The organism is Hyella patelloides LEGE 07179 (genome assembly GCF_900659865.1).
GTDB classification, from domain to species: Bacteria; Cyanobacteriota; Cyanobacteriia; order Cyanobacteriales; family Xenococcaceae; genus Hyella; species Hyella patelloides.
On record NZ_LR213843.1, the window covers coordinates 1 to 26856 of the forward strand.

Sequence of the window (26856 nt, forward strand, 5' to 3'; positions counted from 1 at the left end):
GACGTTTTAATGAACAAACATCGATAGAAAAAGTTTTGATTTTTCGTTATTCATATTTCGGAGAACTTCAACTAAACGGAACTACTAGCACTTCAACTGAGTTCTACATCGTCAAACCGAACTATAACGAGATCGATAATCCCTACGAAGCGATTTCAACTTCGCGATCTCGCATCGGTAGATAGACTACTGCATGAAACCGCACTATGACGACGTTTACTCAACCCCTGCCAGTAATCCAGTCGATCAATAAGTTATTTTCGCGATCTCTAACTCGAAAATCTGCAAGTAATCACAACGCCTTGAAAGACCCAGCAAAGAAAGGTATTGTGTGTCTTATCGCAATATTGGTATAATATTCTTTAGGAGTCTAGAGTGCCTACAACTTCAATACTGTTTTATCAGGAGAACGCGGGAGATGTTCCTGTGCTTGAATGGTTACAGGAGCTAAAACGCAAGAATATGAAAGGTTTTCTTAGCTGTGCTGCTCGTATAGATCGACTTGCTACTTATGGGCATGAGTTACGAAGACCTGTAGCTGACTATCTACGAGACGGTATTTATGAACTGAGAGCCAAACATCGTAACGTCCAGTATAGGATTTTTTATTATTTCGAGGGTCAAAATGTTGTTGTGCTTAGTCATGCGATAGTAAAGAAAACTTCAGCAGTGCCAAAGAAAGATATCGATCTGGCTATAAAGAGGAAAGAGAAATTTGAGCGTGACCCCAAACAGCATACATACGTAGAGGAATAAATAATGATGGCTAAAAAAACTACTTCTGATGCAATGTCCATTATAGATCGTATGATTGGTGATGATGCCGAAACGAGAGAGTTGTATGAACAAGCCAAAGTCAACGTTCATGTTGCTCAGTTAATTTATGATGCTCGTACTGAAGCTGGATTGAGTCAGACAGAACTTGCCCGAATGGTAGGGACTACTCAATCAGTGATTTCTCGTTTAGAGGATGCTGACTACGAGGGGCATTCACTTTCAATGTTAAATCGTGTTGCTCAAGCTCTTAACCGTGAGGTAAAAATCGATTTAGTTCCAATAGTTTCCAGTTTGGAAGATGTTTCTTTACCGCGCCCTTCTGTATGAAATACGAAAGAGTAATGCTTTTAGCGATAATTATTCGTAATGAAATTACGTGGGATTGCAACCAACTAAATAATTCCCTTGCATCGCCTTGATTAAATACCATTCAAATTCATCAAGATTTAAGATAATTTTGCCAAAACATCCATCTTGAGAAAGATAAAAATATCCATCTAAAGTTATAAGATAAATTACCTATAGTAGAAAAATTCCTTGAGATTCTTATAACTTGGTTAAGTTTCTCTAACTTACGACAGAGCAATAATATTGTAAATTAAAAGCTAATTGTAGGAATAGTTGATCCGTTGGCATGAAAAAGAATGTGAATCCTACTTCAGAATTGAATACCGCAGTCGGAGTCATATTTCATTTAGCCGATGGAACTATTCAAAGCTGCAATGCCGAGGTAGAAGCACTCTTAGGTTACACTGTCGAGCAACTGGTTGGTACTTCTGCTTTCGATCCACCTTGGCAAACAATTCATGAGGATGGTTCTATATTTTTGCCAGAAACCTATCCTGCCATCTTTTCATTAAGAACGGGTCGAGTTTGTTCTGATGTCGTCATGGGGTTCTATAAGCCTAGTGGCGAGTTGGTATGGTTATCAATCGACACCCTACCGCTATTTAAAGCAGATAACACCCAAGCTTATGGTGTAGAAGTAACTTTTCGAGACATTACCCAGAATATAGAAGCACAAATTACACGGCAAAACTCATCTCAAAAAACATCCCCAACCCAAGTTAAAAGGCTGCTGACCGATTTTCTGCCAGGAATAATATATGTCTACGATGTCATAGCTGAACACAACACCTACATTAATGACCAAACTTACAATATATTGGGTTACACCGTATCGGAAATATCCCAGTTGGGGGAAAACTTTGTAGCTCAAGTAATGCACCCCGAAGATTTGGCTCGTTTTCCCGCTCATTTGTCAAGACTTCGTAATTCTCAAAGGGAAGAGGTTTATAACTTTGAATATCGGATGCGTCATAAAAACGGTGAATGGCGGTGGTTTAACAGTCAAGACAAAGTACACACTCGTCTCCCCGACGGTTCAATTCATCAGATATTAGGCGTTGCCCAAGAGATTCATAATCGCAAGCAGATTGAAGAACATCTCAGTCAGAGTGAAGAACGGTTAAAGTTAGCTACTGTTGCTGGTCGTTTGGGGATGTGGTTTTGGGATTTAACTACCGACTGTTTGGAGTGGACGGAACAATGTAAAGCTCTATTTGGCTTAAATCCCGATACCGAAATGAGCTATGAAGTATTTCTCAATGCTCTCTATCCAGAAGATCGTGAACGCGCCGATGCAGCAGTACAAGAGGCTTTAGAGACGAAAACCGAATACAAGATTGAATATCGCACTGTTTGGTCTGATGGTAGTATTCATTGGATTCTTGCCCAAGGTAGAGGGTTTTATAATCCAGAAAGTAGACCAGTGAGGATGATAGGGATTGCTCAAGATATTACCGAGCGGATAAACAATCAAAAAGCCTTAGAGCAAAGAGAAGAAGAACTGAGACTGATTACCGAAGCCATTCCCCAGCAAATTTGGACGGCATTACCAAACGGTGAAACTGATTATTTCAATCAACGCTGGCAGGATTATACGGGGTTGACTGTCGAACAAGCCAACAATCGCGGTTGGGAGTATATGATTCATCCCGACGATCTCGCAGATGTCAAAGAAATGTGGCATCGCTGTCTTACCACAGGCTGTAATTACAACCTAAAAACCAGATTGCGTCGAGCGGACGGTGAATTTGAATGGTTTTTAGTCAGAGCCAGACCTTTACGCAATCAGCGAGGAGAAGTTGTTAGGTGGTATGGCACTAATACCAATATCAATCAAATTAAAGAATTAGAAGCCAAACTACAGCAACAAACAGAAGATTTAATTCAGGCTAACCAGCTAAAAGATGAATTTTTAGCAATTGTCTCCCACGAATTACGCACTCCCCTTAATCCCATTTTGGGCTGGTCGCAACTCCTTTCTGCTGGCAGACTCAAACCAGAAAGATATGCTCAAGGAGTAGGAATCATCCAACGCAATGCCAAACTACAGGCAAATTTAATAGACGATCTATTAGACGTATCGCGAATTTTACGGGGAAAACTAAAGCTTAAAACAAAGCCTCTAAATCTGGAAACAATAGTTAGATCGGCATTAACAACGGTGCAACTATCAGCAAACTCTAAATCAATTGAAATTGTTACCAGCTTTGAACCCAATATCGGACAGGTTTCGGGTGATGCAAGTCGCTTACAGCAAATAGTCTGGAATTTGGTTTCTAATGCGATTAAGTTTACTCCTGAAGGCGGACAAGTAACAGTTTCCTTAAAGGGGGTTGGTACACAAGCACTAATTCAAGTCATAGATACAGGTAAAGGAATTGAGCCAGAATTTTTACCCTATGTCTTTGAGCGTTTTCGTCAAGCAGAAAGCAGCAGAACTCGGAAATTCGGTGGTTTGGGTTTAGGTTTAGCAATTGTGCGTCACTTAACCGAACTACACGGCGGGACTGTGGCAGCCGATAGCCTAGGCGAGAATAGAGGAGCTACGTTTAGCGTTAGATTGCCACTGATAAATACACCAACAGTGAGGCAGTTTGAAGACGAACAGTCGAATAAAACTATAGAACTCAATCCTTTAAATGGTCTTCGAGTTTTGATAGTAGATGATGACGTTGATTCACTGGACTTACTGACCTTAGTTTTAGAACAAGACGGGGCAAAAGTAACAGCAGTCGAATCGGCAAAGGCTGCAAGGTCGGCGTTTAACGAATCAACTCCAGATTTAATTATTAGCGATATTGGAATGCCTGAAGTCGATGGATATACTCTCATAAATCAAATTCGTGCCTTACCACAGGGAAAGAATATTCCTGCGATTGCACTTACGGCTTATGCGGGGGAAGTAGATAAGCAACGTTCAATTGATGCTGGTTATCAACAGCATATTCCCAAGCCCATCAATCTGACAGAGTTGATATCTGTTGTGACAATAATAATGCAAAAAAATAGATGTACTTAATATCTACTCTATTTTGTTTGGTCGTCTCTCTGGAAATAGTTTTCTAGGATTTGGGGCTTATTCATCAAGCACAAACGCATTAAGAACGTTAATCGCTCTCTCCAAGGGCATTATACACTGAGGAGCGAGCGATTTTTAGCCTCTTGCCTATCTCGGTTGCACCTACCCCGTTCTGATGAAGCTCAAGAATTGCTTTACGATCTAATGAGCGTCTTCTCCCAAATCTTACCCCCTTTGCTTTTGCCTGGGTTCTACCCTCGTTGGTACGTTCCATGATTCTTGCTCGTTCAGCTTCAGCAACGGCAGACAAAATAGTGATAACCATCTTGCCCATTGTGCCTTCTGTACTAATGCCGTCGTCAAGAAATTTGATAGCAACCCCCATCTGATCGAATTCCTTAATCAGATTGATCATGTCTGCGGTATCTCTGCCTAGTCGGTCTAATTTGGTGACAAGGATTATATCACCTTCCTCAACTTTCACCTTGAGCATATCAAGCCCTGGGCGATCCACAGTGCTGCCCGATGCTTTGTCAGTAAAAATTCTATTCTTCCAGACTTTATGTGTGCGAAGGGTGTTTACTTGAGCATCAAGTGACTGCTGGCTGGTTGAAACTCTCGCATATCCAAAAAGGCGCATAGAAACTGTCCAAAAAATCGATTAGTAGACATGACTGTCCAATAATAGCCTAAAAACGATTTTTTGCACACTAAAAGCACCTCGATTTCAGGTGTCTAAAATATTATAAATTTTCGGACAGTCGATTTTGGGTTATTTGGTAAACGTATATATGCAGTCGTACATTATTTTCACCAAAACAGAGTTGTCCGAACAAAGGTAGCGCGTATATTTGAACATCATGCAATGCCTGTATTTCACAGCTTGCTGGCTAAATCTTCAATAACCTTTTTACAAAGCTCTCCTTGTTCTTTGCTGACTTGAATTTTTTGTCCATATACTTCATATACTCTATGCTCTGCAATTTCATTTAAAGGCAACCCTTGGTTTGCTGCTACAACTCCCGCGCTATTAAAATCTCTCAATTCAAATACATACTTTTCCTGGAAATCCTCAAAATGCAAAGGGGTAGTCCCAGTAGAATAGTTGCTAAATCTGGCAGGGTTTTTTTTATATTCTTTATACATTGCATTTGCTGTTGCCTCAGATAAAGCTTGAAATGCGTGTGCAGCTCCTACTCTCTGGGTAAACCTATTTCCAAGAAGGAGGTGTATTATTGGTCTTCTCATACCATTATTGTTTAATCTAACTGAAAAAGTATAGTTGCCATAAACTGGGTGAAGCTGCCCTGACCCATAAATAAGATTGAATAAGGCTGATATAGCTACTCTGGAAGAATCATCAGCATTGATAGGTATAATCAACTTTTCCCCTGATATGATAGCTATTTGCGTATATATTGAGAAACTGGGATTTGTATCAATAAAATAAATAGTTTCTCTACCCTCATTTATGAGGTCATCTGTAACCTTTTTTATAATTGAATGAACTTGTTCCCAAGGTTTATCAGCTTGAGATAGAGGTACAGCATTGGCTCTATCTGCAAGTAAAGGCGCAATAAGCTCTAAATTTCCATCTCCACATAAAAGAAAAAGATTCTTTGAAAGATGTTCGTTATTCTCATTAACTTTTACTAGGAATTTTTTCAAATTTACCGTTGAATAATTATTGATAATAGAATCTGTCATGTATCCAACTATACTCTTAGGAGTTTCTTCAGAGATTAATTGTTCTACTTTAGTCTCTCCCATATCCCCCCCTCCAAGAAGCATCATTGAAACATTCGCTTGGGGACACATATCAACAACCACAATATCCTTATCTGGATTTTTTGCTGCATAGACACTAGCAAGATGAAAGCAAATAGTACTTTTTCCTACTCCACCTTTATTATTCCAAATAACATAACTCTTAGATTTCATTCTGTTCCCTAATATTATTCACTAACCCTTATCTTTCCCTAAGCAAAGTCCGAAATATCATTTGGACATAGGGATCGCCTAATCATTAGGCGAAAGATGACCTCTTCAGTTCTATGGATTAGGCTATACGTTTTGGTTAGAAAGGAAAAGAAAAAGCCCTTTCTTAGTAGAATAACCGAAAAAATTTGTCATAATTTCGGTACTTATTCGTTTGATGAAATCATTGGTAAATAGAAATACTAAGAGGAGATCGAGATATGCCCAAAATAGTAAAAGATAGACCTCAAAACATATAATTCTTGGCAAAGTTAAAATCTCATAGTCTTTTCAATTTAAGGGTTTAAAAGGGATATGGCGGTCAATTTCAACAATCGTTGCCATACGCCTATGCAGAACAAGAGCAGTAAAAAGAACCGTTTACTTCCCTAAGCAAACAATTCTGAAATTCGCGATCACAATCGCCTATACAATAAGCATTAGGAGACACTCCTACAACGCGACAAGGACTTGTTTGCTCTGTTATATTTTCATTTTCTTGAAGTAACTGTAAGTACTCTTGCTCTGTTAATGGAACATAGGTATTATTGATGCGTTTATGACCATATTGAAAATAATCGATTAAAAACTTCGTACAATCACTGTTTTCAACTCTTTCCCAACTACCTACAGGTTGACCATTCTCACACCTCTTTCTTTCTATCCAATCAGAATCACAACCTAAAATTGTCAAATCACAGCAACATCTAAAAACATATTGATTATCACCATGACACAAACCATCCCCAATTGAATAGCAACTTTTAATTTTTTCCGATCTAGGTACGTTTGTCTCCTCGGATTTATCTAGAACACTTGCGTAAAGTTTGTGAATATCAATTTTATTCTCAGACATAGGAATATAAACGCATGAAATATCATTTACGACTAGCAATTATAAACTTTGAATTTTGAATATGACAACTCTTTGAGTTTGTATGATAGAGGAATTGACCTCTCCAAAGATAGCCCAAGGCAAATCAACTGAGCGCAATTCCCCGTTCTTATCATTTTGTAGAATTCCTCGTTTTTCAGGTTTCAGGGAATTGCAACTACAATACAGACTGTCCTTGATTCTCTGTCTCTTAGCTTTTTCAATTAAAGACTACTATTTATAGTATTTAAAAATTTCATTATCAGCGAACAAGCTGCATTCTTAGTGACAGAAATTCCTGTAATTTCTTGCTCGTCCTGAGCCGTATTTCATATACCTACAAGGTCTAAAAACATCAAAAAAGGCAGCTATCCTTGGATAAAACCTCAAGAATATACACTTCTTTGGTTCTTCACTATATTTTTCAAGCCTGCGATATAGTCATTTTAGTTCTGTATATATGATACTTAATGACTGCATAATAAAATGCAATATAGAGAAACTATTCTAGTTGGACTTCCCCTTTTTCCTACTTTACTAGGATATTAAGTGACGGCTGGTTAGAGTAGTAACGTAAGGCGTACCCAAAGAGACGCATCTATAACTCGATTAGATGTGAGCTTTAAAGTGAAATGGAAAAAGAGAAGAATTGATGGCAATTCTTCTCTTAAAACAACCATCATTACTAAGAAGAAAGCTCTTTAATAAGCTCCTGCACCACAGGTTTTAGCTGGATAATACTATCTTCATCTGAGTCCATAATTGCCCAGACTACGTTTAGATCAATTCTCCAATAACGGTGTACAAGCAGATTCCGAAACGCCACAATATCTCTCCAAGGGGTGTCAGGGTATTTTGCTTTTAATTCATCAGGAAGTTTATTTACTGCCTCTCCAATAGTCTGCAACCTGTAAAACGTTGCTCTTTGAATCGTTTCATTCTGCAAAAATTCTTGCTTGCCCATAGCAACGTAAGATTCAATGCCCTCGATCTCTTGGAGAATATCAGAAAGAAACAGTAACGAATTTCGTTTTTGTGTCATGATATTTCTCCCTACAAATCGTCTAAAGAAACTGCCTGCTCTAATACTTCATCTCGTATGATCGGATGAAGTACTGTGCTTTGAGCAACATCGACTTCGCAGCCAAGCAATTCTTTTAAGGCACGAGTAAGGCGAATTAAATCGAAAAGTGTTTGCTCTGGAGACACATCAATTAAAAAATCTACATCACTTTCGGGAGTATTATCATCTCTCACGGTAGAACCAAAGACTCTTACATTTGGCGCATGATAACGTTCAGCAAGCGATTTTATTTGAGAGCGATAATGTTTTAATTCTTCTTTATTCATTGAGAACCTTTTATTTTATGCATCAATAAAGGTTATTCGTCTATAAGTCTATTATGATACGTACCTGCTAGAGAAAGAGCGAGAAGTTTAAACATCTGTCCCTAAAATAAGACTTGAAACACGACTATCTCATAACCACCTAAAAACGACCATAAGGGGCTACAGGGAAGGCTTGATCGAAGGTGGTGCCTTGCCTTATCGCTCGTATGCGCCTAAAGCTAAAGGAAGCTGCTATATAAGGGTACTAAGCATATTTGTGACACAGTATACGCTAAGGATTTTTCGGAATAGAGCTAGCCTATCAATAAATCAGAAGAAAATCGACATAGTACAGCAAACATTAAGCGTTCTGAGCGGTCGTATTTTAGCAGAAATTTATTATATCTAAACAGCTAAACAATCGCAGAGCATTACGGTTGCTTAACGTATACTTCTGCTCAAATCTGCGTGGTACCCCTTTTTAGGGTAAAACTAACAGATTCCCCCTTCTGACAACTAGAGTCTTATTGGAGCCTTTGCAACTGTTGGATTCCAAATACAAAACAGATATATTCAGTACGTTTATTAGGTTATCTTAGGAAAGCATTCCTATGGCTTCTCACCTTGTCGAAATTCCTAGTGTCGATCCGTCTCGTCCTTGGAATACCATCGCAATATTTGAGAGTAAAGCTGAGGCAATCAATTATGCTGATACCACTTTTGGAAGCTCCAATGGGCTCTACAACATGATTTCTCACGATGGTGAGTGGTACATCGCCGATGTACCACTCACCATCGTGAATTCCACAAACAATCAGCACGTAGAGGTAGAATCATTTCGCCATAAATCTGACTGCCTTGACTTTGTTCAAGAAAACTACCATGCCGATTATGACGGAAATATCTCTCTCATTGCAACGGTGTAGGTTCTACGACTGTGAGCGCAAAACTATTTTTTGCGCTCCTTTTTTAATGAGTATACTGGCATAGGGATAAAAGCCCAGAGGTAAGGTAAGATTATTCATCTATACATCTGTTGTTGTTGCCTACGCTGTAACTGCTCATTCCAATCTTTATGCTGCTCAGGAAACCGTACAACAGCATCAGGTATATGCCTTTGCAGCTCATCCCTCATTTTGTACCCAGCAGCGTCATTATCTAGCGCAAGCACAGTACGTCCCCCTCGTAACTTCATTTTCTCACTTGCCTTCACCAATAAATCTTTTTGCTTTGCCGAAAAAGAGCCACTGGTTGCCATATAACGGGTGTCCTGTCGAGGGTAGAGCTGGGCGTGACTCAAACAATCAATGGGGCTCTCACAAATAACCAAATACTTATCTTCCTTGAAAGTGTTTGACACCCACAGTCCCTTTTCGCCACCTGTGCTAAATCCCTTATAGTTAGCATTGCGCTTTTCAAAACCACAAATACCTTCTACATCCTGATGGGGGAAAATAAGATTATTATACGTATCAGCGAGCACCGTATCCTTAAAACGTGCGCTTTTAAGCAGTGTACCGTGAAGCTTTCGGCTTCTCAAAAAGGGACTAAAAAGCACCTCGCTACACTGCGCTAGCTGCTCCCGAATGACGGCGCGATCTTGCTTTATCCCTAGTTCTGGACTTAGCTGGTACTGGTGCTGGTACTGGTGCCTAGTATGGTGCTTCGCAGTCCCTAACCATTGCCGTAGTTCCTTTCGCACATACCCTAAATTACATTGTCTTCTGTGCTGCACAAAATCAATGATAGTTCCCTTATCAAGCGGATCGGTCAAGGAGGTGTAGATATGAGCGCGACTAACGCTATCACGTCCTACCAGAATCTTGTCACTATCTTTCTTGAGGCACAGTGAATTTTTGCTGGTCTTCTTTTTATCAATGGAATAGCCATAGCTAAGCGCAAAATCAACAAGGGGAATTTCTCTTTTAAAGCGTTCAAGCTCTTCATCACGGTGAGACATAGATATGGTAAGCCTCGCAGACCATCAGCAGTATGTACCTATTGTAGCAATAGCAAACTTGTTGGCTTGGGCTTATGGGAAGGAAAGATTTTCAGAAAAAAAACCTCTAAAAATTCAATAAAAACAGCTCACTAAGCTTGATTTGGATAGTGCTATATAGTACATTTATATTGTCGAGAGCGACACATTTAAAAACTTTTATAAGGATAAAAAAACAATAGGTAGCATATGAAACAAACGAATGGAGCAGTCGCAGAATATAGACCAACAGAGCCACCGTTTTCTTTAGCAGAAGAACACGAAGAAAGAGACGAACAAGGAAAGGACGATGAGTATTTTACAGGCTACACCATTGGTCGTAATTTTGGACAATTTGGCGCAGATATAACGGACAAAGAAAACCCACTTTGGCAAGGATTTAAAGCAGGTTTTGAAGAAGCAAAAGGAAAAAAAGCAATTCGAGCGTACAGAAAAAGAAAGGCTTTAACAGATGAAGTAGGAAAGCTTTTTGAGAAAACATTAGAAGGTTATGAAGAAAAGGCGAGGACAGAAAGAAATTTTCTTGCTGTCCTCATGATTTCGGTTTTGTTTCTCACACTAGCTGAAATCATTAGTAACGTCCTTGCTTACTAAGCAAGGTCTAAGGAATTAACGAAACGCCTTTGTGTTAGAGCACAGAGGCTTTCTCCCCATAGGAAATAGTATGAATCAAGAAAAGACAATAATCAAACCAAAACTGAAAAAAAATATCAAACGCGAGCTAGCAGGGTTTAGGGGCACAACGACCTACTATAGTTACTCACCTTTATTTAAAAACATACTGCTTACCGACGGCACAAAATACCTTGCCGAGCAGTATGGTTGCTTCTGGCTCATGGATGCTATTGCCTCTCAGCAAACAAATCCAGACTTAAAAAATCACCCTCTGCTCAGATCGCTGCAAACCTGGAAACTAGAAGTGTCTGAGGATAGATCGGCTCTCCTTTCCTGTGAGTGGGATGAAGACAACATAATAGTAGCTCAGAAAATACCCTACACAACGTTTGCCTACGAAAGGGTCGATGTGTGGGTGTCTCCTTATCTGCCCGATCTCGTGTTCTATCTTCCTTCTGAATATTAAATAGAAAAATCAGTATCTTGACGTTCCCCGCTCATTTTTACTATGTGCGGGGACTTTCTATTTTTTTTCTACAAGCATGAAATAACAATGACCGATGAAAAAATAAGCATTTTCGTAGCCGATTTAGCAGCCTACAACAACGGTATTCTTCATGGAATCTGGATTGATGCAACTATAGGGGAAGACGGTATCAGGGAAGAAATACAAGCAATGTTAGAAGCATCACCGCTTGAAGATGGTAGAGCCGAAGAATATTCAATACATGACTATGAGGGCTTCGGGTCGTTATGCATCCATGAATATGAATCGATTGCACAGGTAGCAGCCTGGGCACACTTTCTGGAAGAACACGGGGCAGCACTCGGATCGGCGGTACTTGCGTACTACGATGATATAGACGAAGCTCAAACAGCACTAGAGGATCGTTATTGTGGTGAGTTTGAGAGTGTCACTGAGTATGCTGAAAATCTAATCACCGATTGCTATGAAATTCCTGCCTACTTAGAAGGCTATATCGATTATGAGAAATGGGGGCGTGATATTGAATTAGGGGGCGATATTATCACCTTTGAGTTAGGTTTCAGGGAAGTACATATTTTTCATAGCTACTAAGACAAACGGTTAAGAGCAAAGCGTGATGCTATAAAAAACTCCACGCGCTTTGCTCACTCTCTCCCCTCTATATCTTTATCTTTTCCCTCTTTCGACTTTCCCCCTCTTTTTCCGTAAAGTTTCCCCAGAAGTTACTCAAACAAACTTCGTAGTACACCTCTCTACAATTACCTAGTACCCGATGAGTTACCTACGGGCAATCCCTAGTAATTGACAATAACTGGATACGCCTTTTTCTTTCCTTGCCTACCCGCACTTTGGAAGACACATATGCACTTAACAGTGCATTTTTTCGCTATACTGGAATTATTCGCAAGAAGGCTCCCCCACAAGGACAGGTGCAAACCACTCATAAGATTACAGGAAATAATAAACGCTACTATGAGGAACTCGGTGCAGAAAGTTATTATCTGGATCGAGACGATGCGCATGGGTTTTTCTCTGGTGCTGCCTGTGATGCCTTAAAGATTGATGACTATCAGATTAGAAAAGGAGATAAGCGCGTTCGCTTGCTCTTTGAAGGAAAAAATGCTCATGGGGAGCAAGTAAGAAGTAAAACAGGGAGCAACAGTCGAGATTATCGCTACCTTTTTGATAGCGAACGCAACAAAAAAGTTATCATTAACCGCCAGGAAGAAGCTCTACTAAGGGCAGGCGATCGTACAAAGTGGACGCAGCAGCTTCATGCGCGAGTAAAAAAGTTTGGTCATGAGGCTAACCCAGAACAGTACCTTGTAAAAAAAAGACATGAAGCTACTCTGGGATTTGATCATGTGTTCTCTGCTCCTAAAGATGTCTCGATCCTCTGGGCATTTGCCCAAGGGGAACTCAAAAACTACCTACTCAAGGCACATCAAGAGGCAGTAGAGGAAGCAAAAGTAATTATTGAGCAGAACACCTATATCCGAAAAGGAGCTGGTGGCGCACAACGGGTAAAAGCCGATGCGGTCTTTGCCCAGTTTCACCACGAACTCTCGCGGGATGGGGATATGCAGCTTCACGATCATGTGGTGCAGTTTAACCTTGGCATAACCAAAGAGGGCAGCGCAGGAGCTCTAGAGGGTCGGCATATCCTTAAGACCATCTGCACATCAGGGATGGTCTACCAAAACTCACTCCGCAGATCGTGCGAACAAATCGGCTTGAGAACCTACGATCGCCCCTTTTCACAGGACAAGGGTTGTAGTTTTGGCATTCACGGTATTTCGGAAAAAGTTCGAGATGGTTTTTCTCAACGCTCGGTAAGGGTACGAGAGCACCTCACTGCCACGATGACTGGGGTAGAAATTCGTAATGAATTTATTAAAACCCGAAAGCGTAAAATCGGCGATTTAGCAACGCCTGCACATCAAGCACTATGGGAAACACGGGCACAAGCTCTCAACTTTGAGTATGCAAAACTTCTAGGCAAGGCAACTCTTGCCACGTTGAACACCACACAGGCTGCGCAACGGATACCAGCAGCAGCAGCAGTAGAACCGCCACAACAACAATCACAGGGCACGCAGAAGCCATCGGCAGAGTATAAGCAAGCGACGACGAAAGCTACCCCTCAACCACAGCAAGAAAAGACAAAACAGGCTTCCGTCTGGGCAAACTGCCCCCCTCGCCCTCGTCCTCCCGCTCAAACAACAACCAAAAGTCAGAAGAAAAACAAGAATTACGATAACTTCTCAGACCAACAGGAAACAAACCAGGTAGTGAAAAAAAATGGAGCACTGGAACATTGGTTTGTGCTACCCCGAACCGTGGTCGAGCTGTATCGAAATCCGAATCTTTCTCCCAGACGAAAAGAAGAAATATACCATATCGTCCAGGCAGCAAAAAAAGATGCTCAAAACTCTATCACCCAGCATACTTTTACTGCTGCTGCTCACTCAGAAGCCTCATCAGTGAGCAACAAAAGACGAAGACTTAGCCCCCGTTTTGCTGATACCGCACTCGATTTAGCGGTGACAGATCGTGTCCTTATTCGTCAGTACGACTTTGGGCTAGGCGAACGAAGAGAAAAAAAACCAATTGACCACCAAAAGTTACAAGCCTCCCACGATCTCACCACGCATATATTCTACTACTCTCTCCAGTACCACTTAGAAAACGCCCGCTATGCCACAGAAGAGGCAGGCTATGTTAAAGGAATCGGACACTCCTTTGAACTTGCTCACACACCGAGAAAGGAGAATACTGCGGAACAACGCTCCACGCTTTTACTTCAACACGTGCAACGAACCGCACTACGCGCTGGTACTATCAATCAGGGACTTTCTAAGGAAGTTATTCAAAAAGCTGCCCTCCTTGCCACGCGAGGACGATTTCATCCTCATAAGACCCTCGCTACCCTTACACCTATCATCGATGCATATTTTCACGGCAACAAATCGGCACATACCAATACAACCACGTATACCCTTAACCAAAAAGCCCTCGACCGCCTCTCAGTCAAACATGAACTGAGTCTACCTGCTTCATTCACCGAAAAGTTAACGGTGAGTACGAAAAGCGAAAAAGAACAACTCACCAAGATAGTACAGGAAGCCCTCAAGACAACCAAGCACTACCTTGCCACGCAAACCTATGCAGCCTACCAAGCTTCTGACCATCATGGGAAGTACCAACGTTTAGCACCTGTATTCAGTACCAGAAAAGCAACTAACAACAAGCAAGGTCGGGAAAAGACACCACCAGCAGGCGCAGAATCTATCACCCTCTATCAGCGATCGTTTGGGGTCAACGAACAAGGAAAACTCCAGGAAGCCCATTATGGCATCCTACAAAGAAGCACCTTTAATGCTCAGCAGGTGTTTATCAATACGCTTCAGCATTTAGTTGAAAAGCAAATAGGCTACTGCACCCAGGATACCCCCTATGAGCAAAAAAAAGGATACTCGTTCCGTGTAGCCGATACCCCACGACCAGAAAAGTCTTCCCAAGAAATTCTCAACGATATGATACTACGAGTAGCTCACAAGGAAGAACACTACGAACAGCGAAATAAGGTAGTTAATAAGCAGCAGCAGCGTTTAGTCTCAAAGGTTGAATATGAAGGAGCCTTGCTAGTGAGTGATAGAGGCAGCACGCACCCCCAACAACTCATGGAACGCGAGGAAGCACTACGGGCTGGCATTGCTGGGAAAGTTCCCTTTGAGAAAACGCGCACTCGTACTAATCCATTCACAGGGGACAAAGAAACACAAAAATATAAAGAGCATTACTACGCACTGACACCTGATGCTAAACGACAAGCTTATTATTCACTCACCTTTAAAGCTTCTGATGAAATAGCTCTGGTCTATCATCTCACCCAAGACGAGCAAATCAAAAGAGTTATCGACTATGCAACAGAATGTGCCCTCCATGAAGTCAAAACCTATATCACGTCCCTTGAGTTTCAAACTCATGAAGCAAAGACCTCTGCCACCATTGATCCTACTATCACCGTCAAGAAAAACACCGTGGCACATACTTTGTTACCACAACATAGCTCGACGGTGAATTTTAAGGCATATGGGAAAGGAACAGACGGGAAGCTCCATCTCATTGATAAAACCCAGGTATGGCACATCGAACGGGTCGTTCATCAGCTTTTTACCGCCAGTATGGAGCGATCGCTGAGTCAGTTTGGCATCAACACCTATAGAAAACAGCAACACAAGAAAAATAACTATCGCCCAGAGCTTGGTATTGAAGGGCTAACCAGTAAACAGATCACAGGGTTTAACCTACGCTGGCTTCGCATGGTGCGCCATAGAAAAAGCGTTGGTTCCCTTGAAGGGTTTAGGAAAAGTCTCAAGGAGGCGCAGACAACGCAGCAGCACGAGCAAGCCCCCTCCCCTTGTAGCACGGAAACAGCACTACAAACCGCGTGGAGCAAGGCAGCCAAGCACGCTGGTATTAACGTGCAGCACATTGGTCGCGTCAAATTCACTTCACCTGTGAAAAAACACGCTCATATCATTGAGCGAGAAGTCGCAACAAGTCTTTTTCTCAAACAAGAAAGACTTGAAGAAAAAAATAAATCAGTAGAAAAAAAGACCTCTCCCCAGCAACAAAAACTACTCACGAAAGATGATGTCTACTGCGCCTTTCTCTCCCGATCGCAAGGGGCACTTACCGCAGAGGAGGCTTTTAGACGAGCTGATAGTTTTATACGGCTTAAAATGTCTGTCGCCCCCCTTGGTGATGGTGGTGCTACTGCTGCTTCCACAATGGCAACACCAGTTTCAACTGCAACGCTCAACCTACGATCGGTAGAAAAAGACAAACAATCATCACAAGTCTACCTACAACTCAATGTCCGAGGCTTACAGGCAGTTACTTTACAAACACATTTTGAGCGCATCACGAAAACAGCCAAAGCAGTGCTACACCTCTACCGTACTCATAAGCAACAAAGGGCAGCAGCACGGCGCAAATCATTTGAGAAAAAGGCTCAGTGGCAGTATGCAACGTGGCAAATAAGTAGAAAGCAATATTTACAAATTGTCGAAAAGGTGGGACTACCAGAAAATAAATTTATGATTAGCATGATGGAGGCTCTAGGGACAATCTCAAAACCTCACGCGCATCTGCTCAACAATAGACAACAATGGGAACAACAGGCACATCGCTCAGCCCTACGAACCGACCTTTTAGAGGGAAATCTTCACTACAATAATGCCTACGATCAACGCCGATTAGAGTTACAACAGCAGCAGTACAAAGAAAAAGCCCGACTACATGAGGTCTGCTCAAGAAGTCAGGCGAGGGCAAGAGAACAAAAGAATATGGAGCAAAAGCAGCAACAGCACCAGCACCGTAGCAGAAAAAAAGACGACTATGGGCTCTCTCTATAGCTGCTACTGGTTGTTACAATTGCTCCCTGCTACACTAAAGCGAAAATGGTTGGTCATCAAGAGTTTGTTCTTCTGAGGTCGAAGACTCAGCATCAACGGACGTTGAATTATTACCAGGGGGAAAGTCAGCATCAACATCACTCTCCCCCGCTCCGAATCCCGCGCCCCCCAAGGGTTGATACACTTGTTTCATTGGTCGCGGATGAGGCATTGCCCTTTTTCTATCCTGTTCCTCCTGATAGGATGCTGCCATCAGCTCACGGGCTTTATCATGTGCCACAGGAAGCTCGTTGGCAAAATCACCTGATGTGGTTAATTTATTCCAACTTTCAACTGCCATAGCAGGTAACTCTTGTAACGCTGCTGCAAAGGCTTCATCCATTTCTGCTTGTAAGGCAGCATGGGCTGACTTCTGAAACAGTTCTTTAATTTTTGGAGATGCTTGAATATTCAAATCAGGCATCCCTGCTCCTTCTCCTGGTGCTGATGCTGCGTTCCGCTTTGAGGACGCAGATGATGATGATGACGGTTGAGAAGGAGGAGAACAAAGCCCCAAACGCTTCCCTGCTGCTGCATACGAGAGTTTTTCTTGTTCAATCAGAACTCGTAAGTCACCAATTAAAGTAACTTCTTCGTCATTAAAAGTTGCTTGTGTTTCATTGATTTGACAGTACTGGAGGGTTCTTTTTAGCTTTTGGTCACTTAAGCTAAACCGTGTCTTCACTGCTGCTCTATCCATCATGGCTAGTATGACTACTACCTGGTGGTGGTAGCAGTTCCTCTATTGGTTTTTGCTCGAAAAATTGGCGTACATCTCGGCTGTAGTACCCTTCACGAAAAAGTTTTCGCGCACGTTTAAAGCGCGTCACAATTTCCTGTTCGGTGTAGACCACCCGACTCGTATCAAGACCGCAGGCTGCGATCGTACGTTTTACCGTGTTATAGGAGATATCGTACAGCTCCATTAAATCTTTTTTACTGTAGAACATCATGATCATGAGAAGTTGCCATAGGCTTGATGCATGGCGTTATGAAGACAGGAAGAAACAAAATCGTAGGCAAACCCTGCTATCGCAGGATTACCTTGAAAGGTATGAATAAAGTGCTGACGAGACAGAGGACGAGGGGGATTGTTCCCAGCAGTAGCACCCAAGGCTTTCGGTGACCAGGGAGGCAAGTTAGCATTTTTTCGATACTGACGACCTGCTATCGCAGCTCGTGGGGGTTGATGCTCCTGCATATAGGCACCAGAACGATGGAGCTTGAGTACCCCTGTTTCTGGTGAAATAAAAGCATAGGAAAGTCCTGCTGAAGGGCTAGGCTTGGGAAGCCCAAAAAACCAATTCGGTTCGATAGCTGCTGCTAACTCTTCGCTAGTACTCATCGAATACGACGTGCCAAAACTCTCTGATGTTTTTTGCACGTATCTCTGTCCGCACATCCTACTCTGGTACGTCGCACTTTCAAAATCATTACAACGCAGCAGGGCTTTAAAGTCACAACAGTTCATAATTTCAACAGCTCCCTCTCGACCAAAGATACGATCGAACTGCGAACGTGATTGGCTGGAAAGGAAGGTCATCAGTCTTTTCGATCGCCCTTGAATAACCGCTTCCAAAATCGCGGGGGGATTTTTGCCTAATGAACTAATCTCATCAATATAGATCATCGAATCTGGTTGGGAATAATCAGGGGTTTCCAGCTTCTGCATCACAAACTGTCGTATGAGATACCTTATAAAAGGCTGGGTCATATGTACCGTGGTATAATCCTGAGAAATCACCACAATGCCCCCAGTACGGGCGATATCTCGGAAAGAGACGTACTGCCGAGGCGAGGTATAGTACTGGTGAATTGCAGCAGCTCTCAAGGGACGCGCTTTCGCATCTAGCGTGAACAAGACAGAGTCAATAGCTTTTTCATTGGAACCGCCGAATATGCGTTCAGCAGAGATTTTCCCTGATGGTGTTTGTGCCATATATTGTACTAACTTCTCTGGTGCTACCTGTAAAATGCCATAGATGTCTTCCATACCAAAGGGGCGACCCGACTGCATCAAAAAGAGTATGACTGCGAGCAGAGAAGCTTGAGCTGATTGCTCCCAGATGGGGTCAGAGCTTGAGCTCACAGGCATCATCTCTGAAACAAATTCAAACGCATTCTCCTCAGAATTATTCAGCTCTGCTTGAATATCAAGAGCGTGAGCTCGTGGGTCGGTGAGATTAATGTAGTAGAGTTGCACCCCATACCTATCTGATAGTCCTTTGGCAAACGGAAGAATACTGCCCTTACTATCAAGGATGACGCAAGTTTCCCCCTGATTGTTGTGTTTCATAAAGGAATGAATAGAGGTCTGGGCAAGTATTGTTTTACCACTGCCAGAGGCACCTATAATACTCACAGAAGGTACATCTCTTGTTGCTAAAAAATCATTAGGCACTGCTACACCACAAATATCAAGGCAATAGTTGGTGCGCGATGTAGGGTTAACCAAATGCGTTCGGTTGGAATACGGGAGCTCACGCGACCATAGTTCAGGCTCGCTTTGCGCGATGCCCTCATCGCAGACTTGTTTGAAGAAATCACTTTCTGACATAGTAATAAAAACCTTCCCTTTCTAGGGATGAGTGAATTGTTGTTGTTATCCTCCTAAATTTTTGTTATCTCTCCGTTGATTCCACTTTTCAAGATGCTGTCTCGCAATATCACGATCGAACCACTTTTCATCAAGGGTATTTTCACCGAAAACTAACTGCCAAAGATAGCCGATAAACCAAAAGGGCAGGCAGATAACGATAAAAACAAAACCAATGAACATATACCCGCCAATCAATACAATAAGTGGAGTAGCTAACCCTAGGCTTCTAAACATTTCGTAGCGAAGCGCATCATCTATGTAGACTGTGGTCATAAAATATATAGGCACCATAATGAGGAAATATTTTTGCACGTTCCAGAGTGCCACCGCTTCATCAAAATAGGCACGTGTAAGATTGGGCGGTTTGCAGTTTGAAGAAACATACTTGGTAAGGATGTTATATCCTCGGAGTAGTTTTTCTTCAGCGTGCTGAGCAATCATATTATTTATCATGCAGCAGAGAGGAAACATAACTGCGACCATCGAAGCACGAAACAGATCTCCATCATAGGTACCAAGTATGACGAAACCAACGATGCCTAACGCAAGAAGATTCCAGAAAGTCAGTGCTCTGGAGAGTTTCGGAAATTGGGAGCGAGAAACCATAATTTTAAGGGGGAGAAAGAGTGCAATATAGAGGAAAAGGGAACGTATATACGTCTGATATCTACGTGCGTGCATCCTTAACGTATTGACCGAACCTGCTTGACCACGGAGTAGATGTTCTTGTAAAAATGGCTAAAAGAACAAAGCACAACAAGAGAGGTCAAGAACAAGCTACTTAAAAAGAAGTAACACTACTTGCAGGAATAATGCGTCTTCTTCTGCTACAATATTCGACGTGAAGTTGTCGAACACACCCTCCGTAGGAAAGTACCACTCGCTTTTGCTTGGTTGCTTGATTAAGACAGAGACAGTAACACCCCATCCAAAAGCTAGTATCAAGGCGCATAGAGCTATCCATAATGTGGCTCCTTCTAAACAACAATGAGCAACGTTGAGCAACAACACAAAGGAGTTACTATGTACAGAAAAGTTAATTGCCTTACTTCTCTCCCTACGTGCGCTGTTGCCACTGAGGTTTTTTCATTTCTGAAAAAAGAATAACTCTTACAGAGAGCCACATAATGTTCTCCTGATAAAGCGCATCCTTGCTAACCTACTTCTGTACTGGGATAGAGCATAAGCATCACTTCAAGCACCTTATAGCCACCTATATTACGTAATGTGACGCACACATCAATTTTTTTGTGTTAGCATGGAGGCTATATCAATAGTTAATTAATACCTTGTGAGTAAACATCACTTCGTTGCTCAACTAGACAAACTGTCTAGGAAAATTTCTGTTGCATATATGTTAAAACTGCTTATAGTTGCAAAAAAACTGGGAACTCTAAGCAAATATGATGAACTGATAATCGATTATCAGGCGTGGAACAAGGCAAAGTTACCTGGATACAACAGACCCCACAGGTACACCAAGGCTGCAAACCAATTCCAACAATACCTCAATAAAATCGCACAAAACAAAACACTTTGTTCCGAAGAGCGTATCTCAGCCGATCTACTTGAAGCAGTAGTAGTATCGGTCACAGGACTACCTTGGTATACCTTTTTAGAGCATTACGGTTTTCAAGAAAAAACTGCGCTCAAAAGAAGTTCCAGAACTTCCACAGCTCGATCGCACCCATCAAATGGGATGATGACGACTGAAGCTTGTCCTATAACCTCATTGAAACAGGCATGGGAAATCGTAGATACACGGATTTTACCATTTGTTGATACCGTTATCCTCTATGGCTCTTTTGGGATGAAGCTCATCGAGCATCACAAAAACGAGGTTATTAGAAGGCTTCAAGCAAGGGGCTGTCGCGCCTTCCTTGTCATTCAAGCTCTTGAGTCACCCGTGGTTGAGGAAGTGTGCAGACGATATGAGATTGAGGATACATATGATTTAGAAAAAATAAATCAACGTATGTGTCTTTTTCAAGAAAAAGCAAATGCCTCAGCAAGGGCATCTCTTATTGAGGTTATTAAACGAAACGACATCTTTGCAGCAACATATCAGGGAGTGCTAACACCCCATACAGATGCGTTAAACCTAGTGCTACCAGTCACAAGCGTGGTAAAAGAAGGACATGAAGTAAATCTTCAGCTTATGCGTCACAGATTACTTGATACAAAAACCAAAGAGGTTATTGCACATATGGCGACATCACAATAGCAGCATCACTTTAAGGATGTAGTATTACGTCTTGTGAGGTAATTAAGAAAAAGGGGGGAGAGCTTGCAATTCCCTCTTTTTTTATGAACACTTTTCCTCTTGCCTCTAAATAAAGGAAAAGAGAAGGAGCGTTTCCTCTTCTCTTCTTCCAATAAAACCTTATGCCTAATAATTTTTTTCCGTTGAGTACTTAGTGAACTCCGTACCGATAAACTCTTCAGGATAAACCTTATAAAGACCTATTAGCTCTAATTCTGCTACTCCAGATAATCGAGAATCGCTCTTATCCTTATATATTTTCCAGAAAAGAGGTAACGCCTCTTTATCTTCAAAGCTTGCTAAAATACCAAGCGCGGTGTCTTTTGCTCTATAGTTTCCTTTTTCAGGGTGCTCCAAAATATCGAAGAATATCTGTTTATACTGGGGATATAAATCAGTTCGTCTACGAAGCGCATACATGGCGTTACGAATAGACGTATCAATACCAACACCTGCTGGTGGCTCGCCTTGCCAATAGACAATCTTTTTCATGAACGCCACAATGCTTTCAGGATCATCTTTAAACTCATGAAGCACCGTACGCGCTATAGTTTTTCTATACAAGTTGACTGCTAGATCAGGTGTCCAAGAGTCCTCCCACCTACCTTCAAAATCTTCAGGCATATCCATAGGAACGGTATCGACATCGGCTTTAAAAAAGCGCAGCGCATACAAGTCAATGCGACTAAAGGATTGGTTTACACTCACACGTATAACCTTATACTGTTTCGTCATAGTTCCTATATTTGTTCCCCTTAGTCAATAGACGACTATGCCAAACTAGCATTATCCCATCCTCAACATTATATTAATAAAATGTTAGTATTGTTGTACTTTATGAAGTTTTTACCCACGAAACACCTCACTCAATAATATTTTTTCTATTTAGTGCATAGGCTACTTGCTGACAAGATTTATCCAAGACAAAAAGAGGCGTGGAGCGCAAACTATCTGCTAGAATTTGGACACTTTCCAATATCTTACTCTCCCAATTATAGGGTGCAGGGAAAAATCTGTTCATATACCACAGCAGTTTCTGTCATTGCTTGTTAGAATATCAATAACGATACAAAGACTAGCAATTTCTACAATCACTTATGGCTAAAGCCTCTGCTAAATCAAAGAATAAACCAACAAACAATAACGCTACTCATCCTACCGAGTCTGATGATGCCAGCGAAAACAAGGAAGCTACTGACGCGACCCCTGTTGCCGTAGAAGTAGTGACAGACGACGAAAAAGAAGAAGAGAAAGCACAGAAGGATAACTCTGAAGAAAATTCCTCACCGCTCACCGAGGAAGAAAAAGAACTACTCGGCGTGCTAGAGAAACAGCTTCATAATGGAATGTTAGCAGTAGCCCAAGCACTCAAGGAAATTAAAGAGAAAAAACTCTATCGAGAAGATTACACCTCCTTTGAAGCCTACTGTATCGAGCAAATGAATCGTTCAGAACGGTATATTAATTATCTGATAGACTTTGCCACCACGAGAGAAAAGTTCCAACTGGAACATAATGTTCCACTTTATTTGCTGCCCACGAGCGAAGCCCAAATCCGCCCACTGAAACGGTTTAAGGATGAAAAAAAGCAAAAAGAAGTATGGTTAGAAGCTTGTGAAGAAGCTGGTGATAACGTCCCTAGTCGGGAAATTGTGCAAAAAGTGATACAAGCACGGAAAAATAATGAACAAAAGCCAAAGGAGGTTGAAAAATTAAAAAAAAACACCTGTATTCGTGTCCTACGCACCAATATAGAAGAATTTAAAGATCGTGTTGGCTACTGGGGTTTTGTGGACGCAGGGGCAAGAAGCGGTATCTACAACATTAGATTCCCCGATAAAAAGATAACTGGCATTCCTAGAGAAGCACTGCAAAAGGTAGAGCTAGATTCTGATGAGATAGCAGTGATGAACAAATTATTCAATCAGCTACAAAAAGTATACAAATCACCATACAATGAAGAACCTGTGGTCAAAGAATTGCTACGCTACTTTGGGAAAAGAAAAGAAGCTAGCTTTACTGAGTTAGAAAAAAAAATGCTGACACTAATACAAACTATGACCAAGGCATAACATAGAGTACTTCTTTCCCATCTGCCCGTCTTTCCATACTTGAAAGGAATGGGAAAATCCAAGGGATATATGAAAAAGACTCCCTTGGATAACAAAACCTTACCTCTGCGAAGCTCCCTAGGCAGCACGAACTTTAGCAACAATAATGGGAGCAACTTCGGCAGGGTTAGCCTCTAAACGCTTTGCTATCTGCGACACAAGCCATTTTTTAGGCTGGTCTTTCCCATTAACTTTTTGCCTAATGTGTAGTGCTGATGCTATTTTTCGGGCTTGCCTCAACGTAATCTTGTTGACCTCAATGCCTTCTAGTAATGCTTCAATGCTGACGTTCTCCGTAACGTTCTCAACTTTAGTGGTGGTAGTCTTGTTGTGTCGTTGCTCATGCTCCTTACTTCCTTGCACAACAAGAGATGTTTCATCCTTTTGAGCGGTCTGATCGGAAGAACTCGAAATATTATCCTTAACCACAGGGCTTGTCGTAGGAGTCGAAGCGGTAACAGGTTGATGAAACAAACAACAAAGAAACGTATAGATAATAACGAACAATAAATAACCGAAAAGGGTATCTTCCATGATATAAAAACCTCGTAGTAATAACCTAGGTGTAGTGATGAAGGTAAGCAGATAATACTTACATAACGGGATAGAATTCGAGTAAAACAAAGAGAGAAACACCAAATAATGAAGTGAATATGGCGTACCCTATAATATGCCCTTAATCAAAAGGAAAAAACCGTCTATTTTCATGTACAGCTTAGCCAGACGAACAAACCGTAACCCTCGTAAAAAGACAGGCAATACTATAACTATTTTTGCATAAGACTACCCCTCCCCTTATCCTTAAACAAATTTTTCAGAAACAATGAAAAGGGCGCATCAGGGTTCAAAAATACTGACGACAATAACAAGCGAGTGACGAAGCATCGTGAACTAAAAAAAGACTCATCAATGACACAACGAATACTAAGTGAATATATTACTTACTATCCCTATGGTTCTGACAAAGGGGGATATCCATGCCATTTCCACGTGTTCATTAATAATCTCTGCGTTATTGCAGTGCAAGATTATAAGACGGTTGCTACTCTGTCTCTGACTAATACTGCCGAATACTGTATTGCCTTCGTCTGTGACAAGTTCGCGCTCCCCCTTGAAAAAATATGCTGGATTGAAGTTTATCCATTCGACCGTCAGCGAGTAGACTTTGGTAAGCCTACCTTTGATAGAGTGTCATTTCGATATAAACCACCAAAACGAAGGCTGTGGAACTTCTGGAAACAGCAGTACCATACCGTCTTTGATGCAGATAAAATTATAAAAGACGTTCGATGGCACCGCATGACTTTTGACGATGTGGAAAAGGAGTTTGGCTTTCCTCTCCCCTCCTTGAACCCACAACGGAGAGAAGAAATACTTGCACAAGAAATGCATGAAGATATTCACAAAAGCGAAACAAAAGGGCTTTATAACTTCATGAGGTAAGGAGTAGTCCTCAACTACAGAAAGGTGACTGACTCTACGCTATCCCTGACTTTCGGGAAACAGTATGAGCCTTCTTCTTGCAAATATTCCAAGCTGATTTTACTTATCTTCTTTAAGGCTGTAATACTAACGTTGAATGTTTCCCACCGCTCTTTTCTTTCCTTAAAGGACTTTCAGTATGAAGATCAGACTCTTGCTTTCCTCTCTCACTGTGTTTCTCGCTGCTGGTGTAGCTTTTGGTCAGGAGACTGACTATAGACTCGTGGTGCGTCCAAACAGTCGAGTTTCGCAAATTCCATTAGGTTTTGTTTGTGAGGACGTACCGCTCGATGATTTACGAGCCAAAAAAATGAAAGTCATTGCTTCAGAGGGAGGTCAAGTTACCTTTTGGGGTAATAAGGACAGAGTGCGAACTACTCTAAATGGAGAACTTATACTTCCCTACTTTAGAGTAAATACAAGAGGTATTACATACTTAGCACAAATAGGCTCACCAAAAGAAGGATGTTCTTTCAAAATCCACACTCCCGATAAAAGACAATATTTTACAAGCGTTGTTGATAACATGGCGGTATATAAGGGGATGATTGCCTATCAACATCAAAACTGGATTTTAGTAAACGAATCAAAAAAGAAACTTATTGAAAATTCTTTTAATAGCGATCGTACATTTCCCGAAGAAGGAATTTCTACTACCTTTATCGAAGGCAAAAATATTAAAAGGGAATCTAGAGGAGTTTGTTCTAGGTTGTATCTTCCAGGTACTCGATGGGGGAGTGGGCAAGTTTATTGGGCGATTAGAGATCCCAGAAGGGCTGGTTTTTCTATTAAGGGAGAACATGATGATTCAGGATTCGTCAATGCTCTTCGCTGTCCTAAAGGTAATGGACAGACAGAGTATCAAGTTGATGGAGTCTATAAAAGGAGATTACCTTTAGTAGCGTTAAAGGTTCCCGATCACTGCACAGCAACACCTATAAGAACTGGACGTTCTAAGCACGCATGGAATTGCTGCTGTAATGCTGCTGCAACTCTCCTAGGAGGCAGATGTAAGTATATTCCAACCATCCCTTTAGATACCTGGGCAAATCAAGGAAGACAATGCTAACGCGAAACAGCTATTTGGTTGTTGCTTTGCTTTTTTTTATTCAAAGCATACTGGCTTATGGCTTCTATTGGGTATCAGCCTTAGCTGCATATTTTTACCTGCTGTATCTATGTATTTTTCCCACGATATTTTTGCTCATAGCGAAAAACAAAAGAATCCCACTTTTTATTTATTCATCTCTTTTCGTTTTATATGTGAGCATCACACTTCCCAATACTTACGAGTTGTATAGGAGGAAAAATGAAATGAACGCGCTTGTTTCCCTGGTAGAAAGCCAAAAGAAAAAGACGGGGAGCTATCCGCAGACTATTGATGAAGTTAATTTTGCTTTTGAGAGGGCATCATCTAAAAAGAGCCTTGTACGTTTCTCTATTGTAAAAGACTATATCACTGGAGAAGATGAGCTCCTGGTGATATTTCAAAGTCCTGATACCTCTAAAGGTTA

27 protein-coding genes are annotated in these 26856 nt (G+C 41.5%); 14 read left to right on the plus strand and 13 right to left on the minus strand.

Going from position 1 to position 26856, the window contains the following annotated elements:
* From H1P_RS37455 to H1P_RS13835, 4 genes are all read left to right on the plus strand, one after another.
* Positions 1-185 (plus strand): hypothetical protein (locus tag H1P_RS37455; protein WP_222427052.1); only part of this gene is annotated, 185 nt, incomplete at its 5' end.
* A 190-nt stretch (positions 186-375) separates the two neighbouring features.
* Positions 376-756: a type II toxin-antitoxin system RelE/ParE family toxin gene (locus H1P_RS13825; protein WP_144868067.1), complete on the plus strand. Its 381-nt coding sequence runs from the start codon at positions 376-378 to the stop codon at positions 754-756.
* A 3-nt stretch (positions 757-759) separates the two neighbouring features.
* A complete protein-coding gene (locus tag H1P_RS13830; protein WP_246141691.1) occupies positions 760-1104 on the plus strand; it encodes a helix-turn-helix domain-containing protein in 345 nt (114 codons plus the stop codon).
* Positions 1105-1411: 307 nt separating this feature from the next.
* Positions 1412-4144 (plus strand): PAS domain-containing hybrid sensor histidine kinase/response regulator, encoded by a 2733-nt coding sequence (locus tag H1P_RS13835; RefSeq protein ID WP_144868069.1) that lies wholly within the window; start codon positions 1412-1414, stop codon positions 4142-4144.
* A gap of 88 nt (positions 4145-4232) precedes the next feature.
* Here H1P_RS13835 and H1P_RS13840 read toward each other — a convergent pair whose 3' ends face one another.
* From H1P_RS13840 to H1P_RS13860, 5 genes are all read right to left on the minus strand, one after another.
* The gene (locus H1P_RS13840) at positions 4233-4784 is read right to left on the minus strand and encodes a recombinase family protein (protein WP_144868072.1); all 552 of its coding nucleotides are present in this window, start codon (positions 4782-4784) and stop codon (positions 4233-4235) included.
* A 236-nt stretch (positions 4785-5020) separates the two neighbouring features.
* The gene (locus H1P_RS13845) at positions 5021-6085 is read right to left on the minus strand and encodes a ParA family protein (RefSeq protein ID WP_144868074.1); all 1065 of its coding nucleotides are present in this window, start codon (positions 6083-6085) and stop codon (positions 5021-5023) included.
* A 385-nt stretch (positions 6086-6470) separates the two neighbouring features.
* Complete coding sequence (locus tag H1P_RS13850; RefSeq protein WP_144868077.1) at positions 6471-6977, minus strand: hypothetical protein; 507 nt, start codon at positions 6975-6977, stop codon at positions 6471-6473.
* 703 nt (positions 6978-7680) lie between these two features.
* Positions 7681-8037 carry a HepT-like ribonuclease domain-containing protein gene (locus tag H1P_RS13855; protein ID WP_144868079.1) on the minus strand — a complete coding sequence of 119 codons (357 nt, stop codon included), beginning with the start codon at positions 8035-8037 and terminating at the stop codon, positions 7681-7683.
* A gap of 11 nt (positions 8038-8048) precedes the next feature.
* Positions 8049-8345, minus strand: a complete 297-nt coding sequence (locus H1P_RS13860; protein WP_144868081.1) for a nucleotidyltransferase family protein — start codon at positions 8343-8345, stop codon at positions 8049-8051.
* A gap of 590 nt (positions 8346-8935) precedes the next feature.
* Between H1P_RS13860 and H1P_RS13865 the strand changes: the two genes are divergently transcribed.
* Positions 8936-9250, plus strand: coding sequence for a hypothetical protein (locus H1P_RS13865; RefSeq protein WP_144868083.1), 315 nt, complete (start codon positions 8936-8938; stop codon positions 9248-9250).
* A gap of 95 nt (positions 9251-9345) precedes the next feature.
* Here the strand turns inward: H1P_RS13865 and H1P_RS13870 are convergent, their stop codons facing one another.
* On the minus strand, positions 9346-10284 hold the full coding sequence (locus tag H1P_RS13870; RefSeq protein ID WP_144868085.1) for a toprim domain-containing protein: 939 nt from the start codon (positions 10282-10284) through the stop codon (positions 9346-9348).
* Between the two features lie 228 nt (positions 10285-10512).
* Here H1P_RS13870 and H1P_RS13875 point away from each other — a divergent pair, with 228 nt between their 5' ends.
* The 4 genes from H1P_RS13875 to mobF all read left to right on the plus strand — a co-directional run bounded on the left by H1P_RS13875 (position 10513) and on the right by mobF (position 16848).
* Positions 10513-10917, plus strand: a complete 405-nt coding sequence (locus tag H1P_RS13875) for a hypothetical protein (RefSeq protein ID WP_144868087.1) — start codon at positions 10513-10515, stop codon at positions 10915-10917.
* Positions 10918-10987: 70 nt separating this feature from the next.
* Positions 10988-11404 carry a DUF6876 family protein gene (locus H1P_RS13880; RefSeq protein WP_144868089.1) on the plus strand — a complete coding sequence of 139 codons (417 nt, stop codon included), beginning with the start codon at positions 10988-10990 and terminating at the stop codon, positions 11402-11404.
* An 87-nt stretch (positions 11405-11491) separates the two neighbouring features.
* On the plus strand, positions 11492-12016 hold the full coding sequence (locus H1P_RS13885; RefSeq protein WP_144868091.1) for an antirestriction protein ArdA: 525 nt from the start codon (positions 11492-11494) through the stop codon (positions 12014-12016).
* A gap of 257 nt (positions 12017-12273) precedes the next feature.
* Positions 12274-16848 (plus strand): MobF family relaxase, encoded by a 4575-nt coding sequence (gene mobF / locus H1P_RS13890; RefSeq protein WP_186375961.1) that lies wholly within the window; start codon positions 12274-12276, stop codon positions 16846-16848.
* Between the two features lie 34 nt (positions 16849-16882).
* Here the strand turns inward: mobF and H1P_RS13895 are convergent, their stop codons facing one another.
* The 5 genes from H1P_RS13895 to H1P_RS13910 form a co-directional block, all read right to left on the minus strand.
* Positions 16883-17590, minus strand: a complete 708-nt coding sequence (locus tag H1P_RS13895) for a hypothetical protein (RefSeq protein WP_144868095.1) — start codon at positions 17588-17590, stop codon at positions 16883-16885.
* Positions 17580-17741, minus strand: coding sequence for a hypothetical protein (locus tag H1P_RS36065; RefSeq protein ID WP_186375962.1), 162 nt, complete (start codon positions 17739-17741; stop codon positions 17580-17582). Before H1P_RS36065 ends, H1P_RS13895 begins: the two co-directional genes overlap by 11 nt.
* Before the next feature lie 101 nt (positions 17742-17842).
* The gene (locus tag H1P_RS13900) at positions 17843-19444 is read right to left on the minus strand and encodes a type IV secretory system conjugative DNA transfer family protein (protein ID WP_144868097.1); all 1602 of its coding nucleotides are present in this window, start codon (positions 19442-19444) and stop codon (positions 17843-17845) included.
* A 45-nt stretch (positions 19445-19489) separates the two neighbouring features.
* Positions 19490-20092 (minus strand): hypothetical protein, encoded by a 603-nt coding sequence (locus H1P_RS13905; protein WP_144868099.1) that lies wholly within the window; start codon positions 20090-20092, stop codon positions 19490-19492.
* Positions 20093-20267: 175 nt separating this feature from the next.
* Entirely contained in the window at positions 20268-20450 is a 183-nt protein-coding gene (locus tag H1P_RS13910) for a hypothetical protein (protein WP_144868101.1), read from the minus strand.
* A gap of 327 nt (positions 20451-20777) precedes the next feature.
* Here H1P_RS13910 and H1P_RS13915 point away from each other — a divergent pair, with 327 nt between their 5' ends.
* Complete coding sequence (locus H1P_RS13915; RefSeq protein WP_144868103.1) at positions 20778-21710, plus strand: hypothetical protein; 933 nt, start codon at positions 20778-20780, stop codon at positions 21708-21710.
* A 165-nt stretch (positions 21711-21875) separates the two neighbouring features.
* Here the strand turns inward: H1P_RS13915 and H1P_RS13920 are convergent, their stop codons facing one another.
* Positions 21876-22484, minus strand: coding sequence for a hypothetical protein (locus tag H1P_RS13920; RefSeq protein WP_144868105.1), 609 nt, complete (start codon positions 22482-22484; stop codon positions 21876-21878).
* A gap of 362 nt (positions 22485-22846) precedes the next feature.
* Between H1P_RS13920 and H1P_RS13925 the strand changes: the two genes are divergently transcribed.
* Complete coding sequence (locus H1P_RS13925; RefSeq protein ID WP_144868107.1) at positions 22847-23821, plus strand: hypothetical protein; 975 nt, start codon at positions 22847-22849, stop codon at positions 23819-23821.
* 117 nt (positions 23822-23938) lie between these two features.
* On the opposite strand, the gene H1P_RS13930 is transcribed toward H1P_RS13925, so the two are convergent.
* A complete protein-coding gene (locus tag H1P_RS13930) occupies positions 23939-24394 on the minus strand; it encodes a hypothetical protein (RefSeq protein WP_144868109.1) in 456 nt (151 codons plus the stop codon).
* 375 nt (positions 24395-24769) lie between these two features.
* On the opposite strand from H1P_RS13930, the gene H1P_RS13935 reads away from it, so the two are divergent.
* The 3 genes from H1P_RS13935 to H1P_RS37460 form a co-directional block, all read left to right on the plus strand.
* A complete protein-coding gene (locus H1P_RS13935; RefSeq protein WP_144868111.1) occupies positions 24770-25303 on the plus strand; it encodes a hypothetical protein in 534 nt (177 codons plus the stop codon).
* Positions 25304-25481: 178 nt separating this feature from the next.
* A complete protein-coding gene (locus H1P_RS13940) occupies positions 25482-26411 on the plus strand; it encodes a hypothetical protein (RefSeq protein ID WP_144868113.1) in 930 nt (309 codons plus the stop codon).
* A gap of 245 nt (positions 26412-26656) precedes the next feature.
* Positions 26657-26856 (plus strand): hypothetical protein (locus tag H1P_RS37460; protein WP_144868115.1); only part of this gene is annotated, 200 nt, incomplete at its 3' end.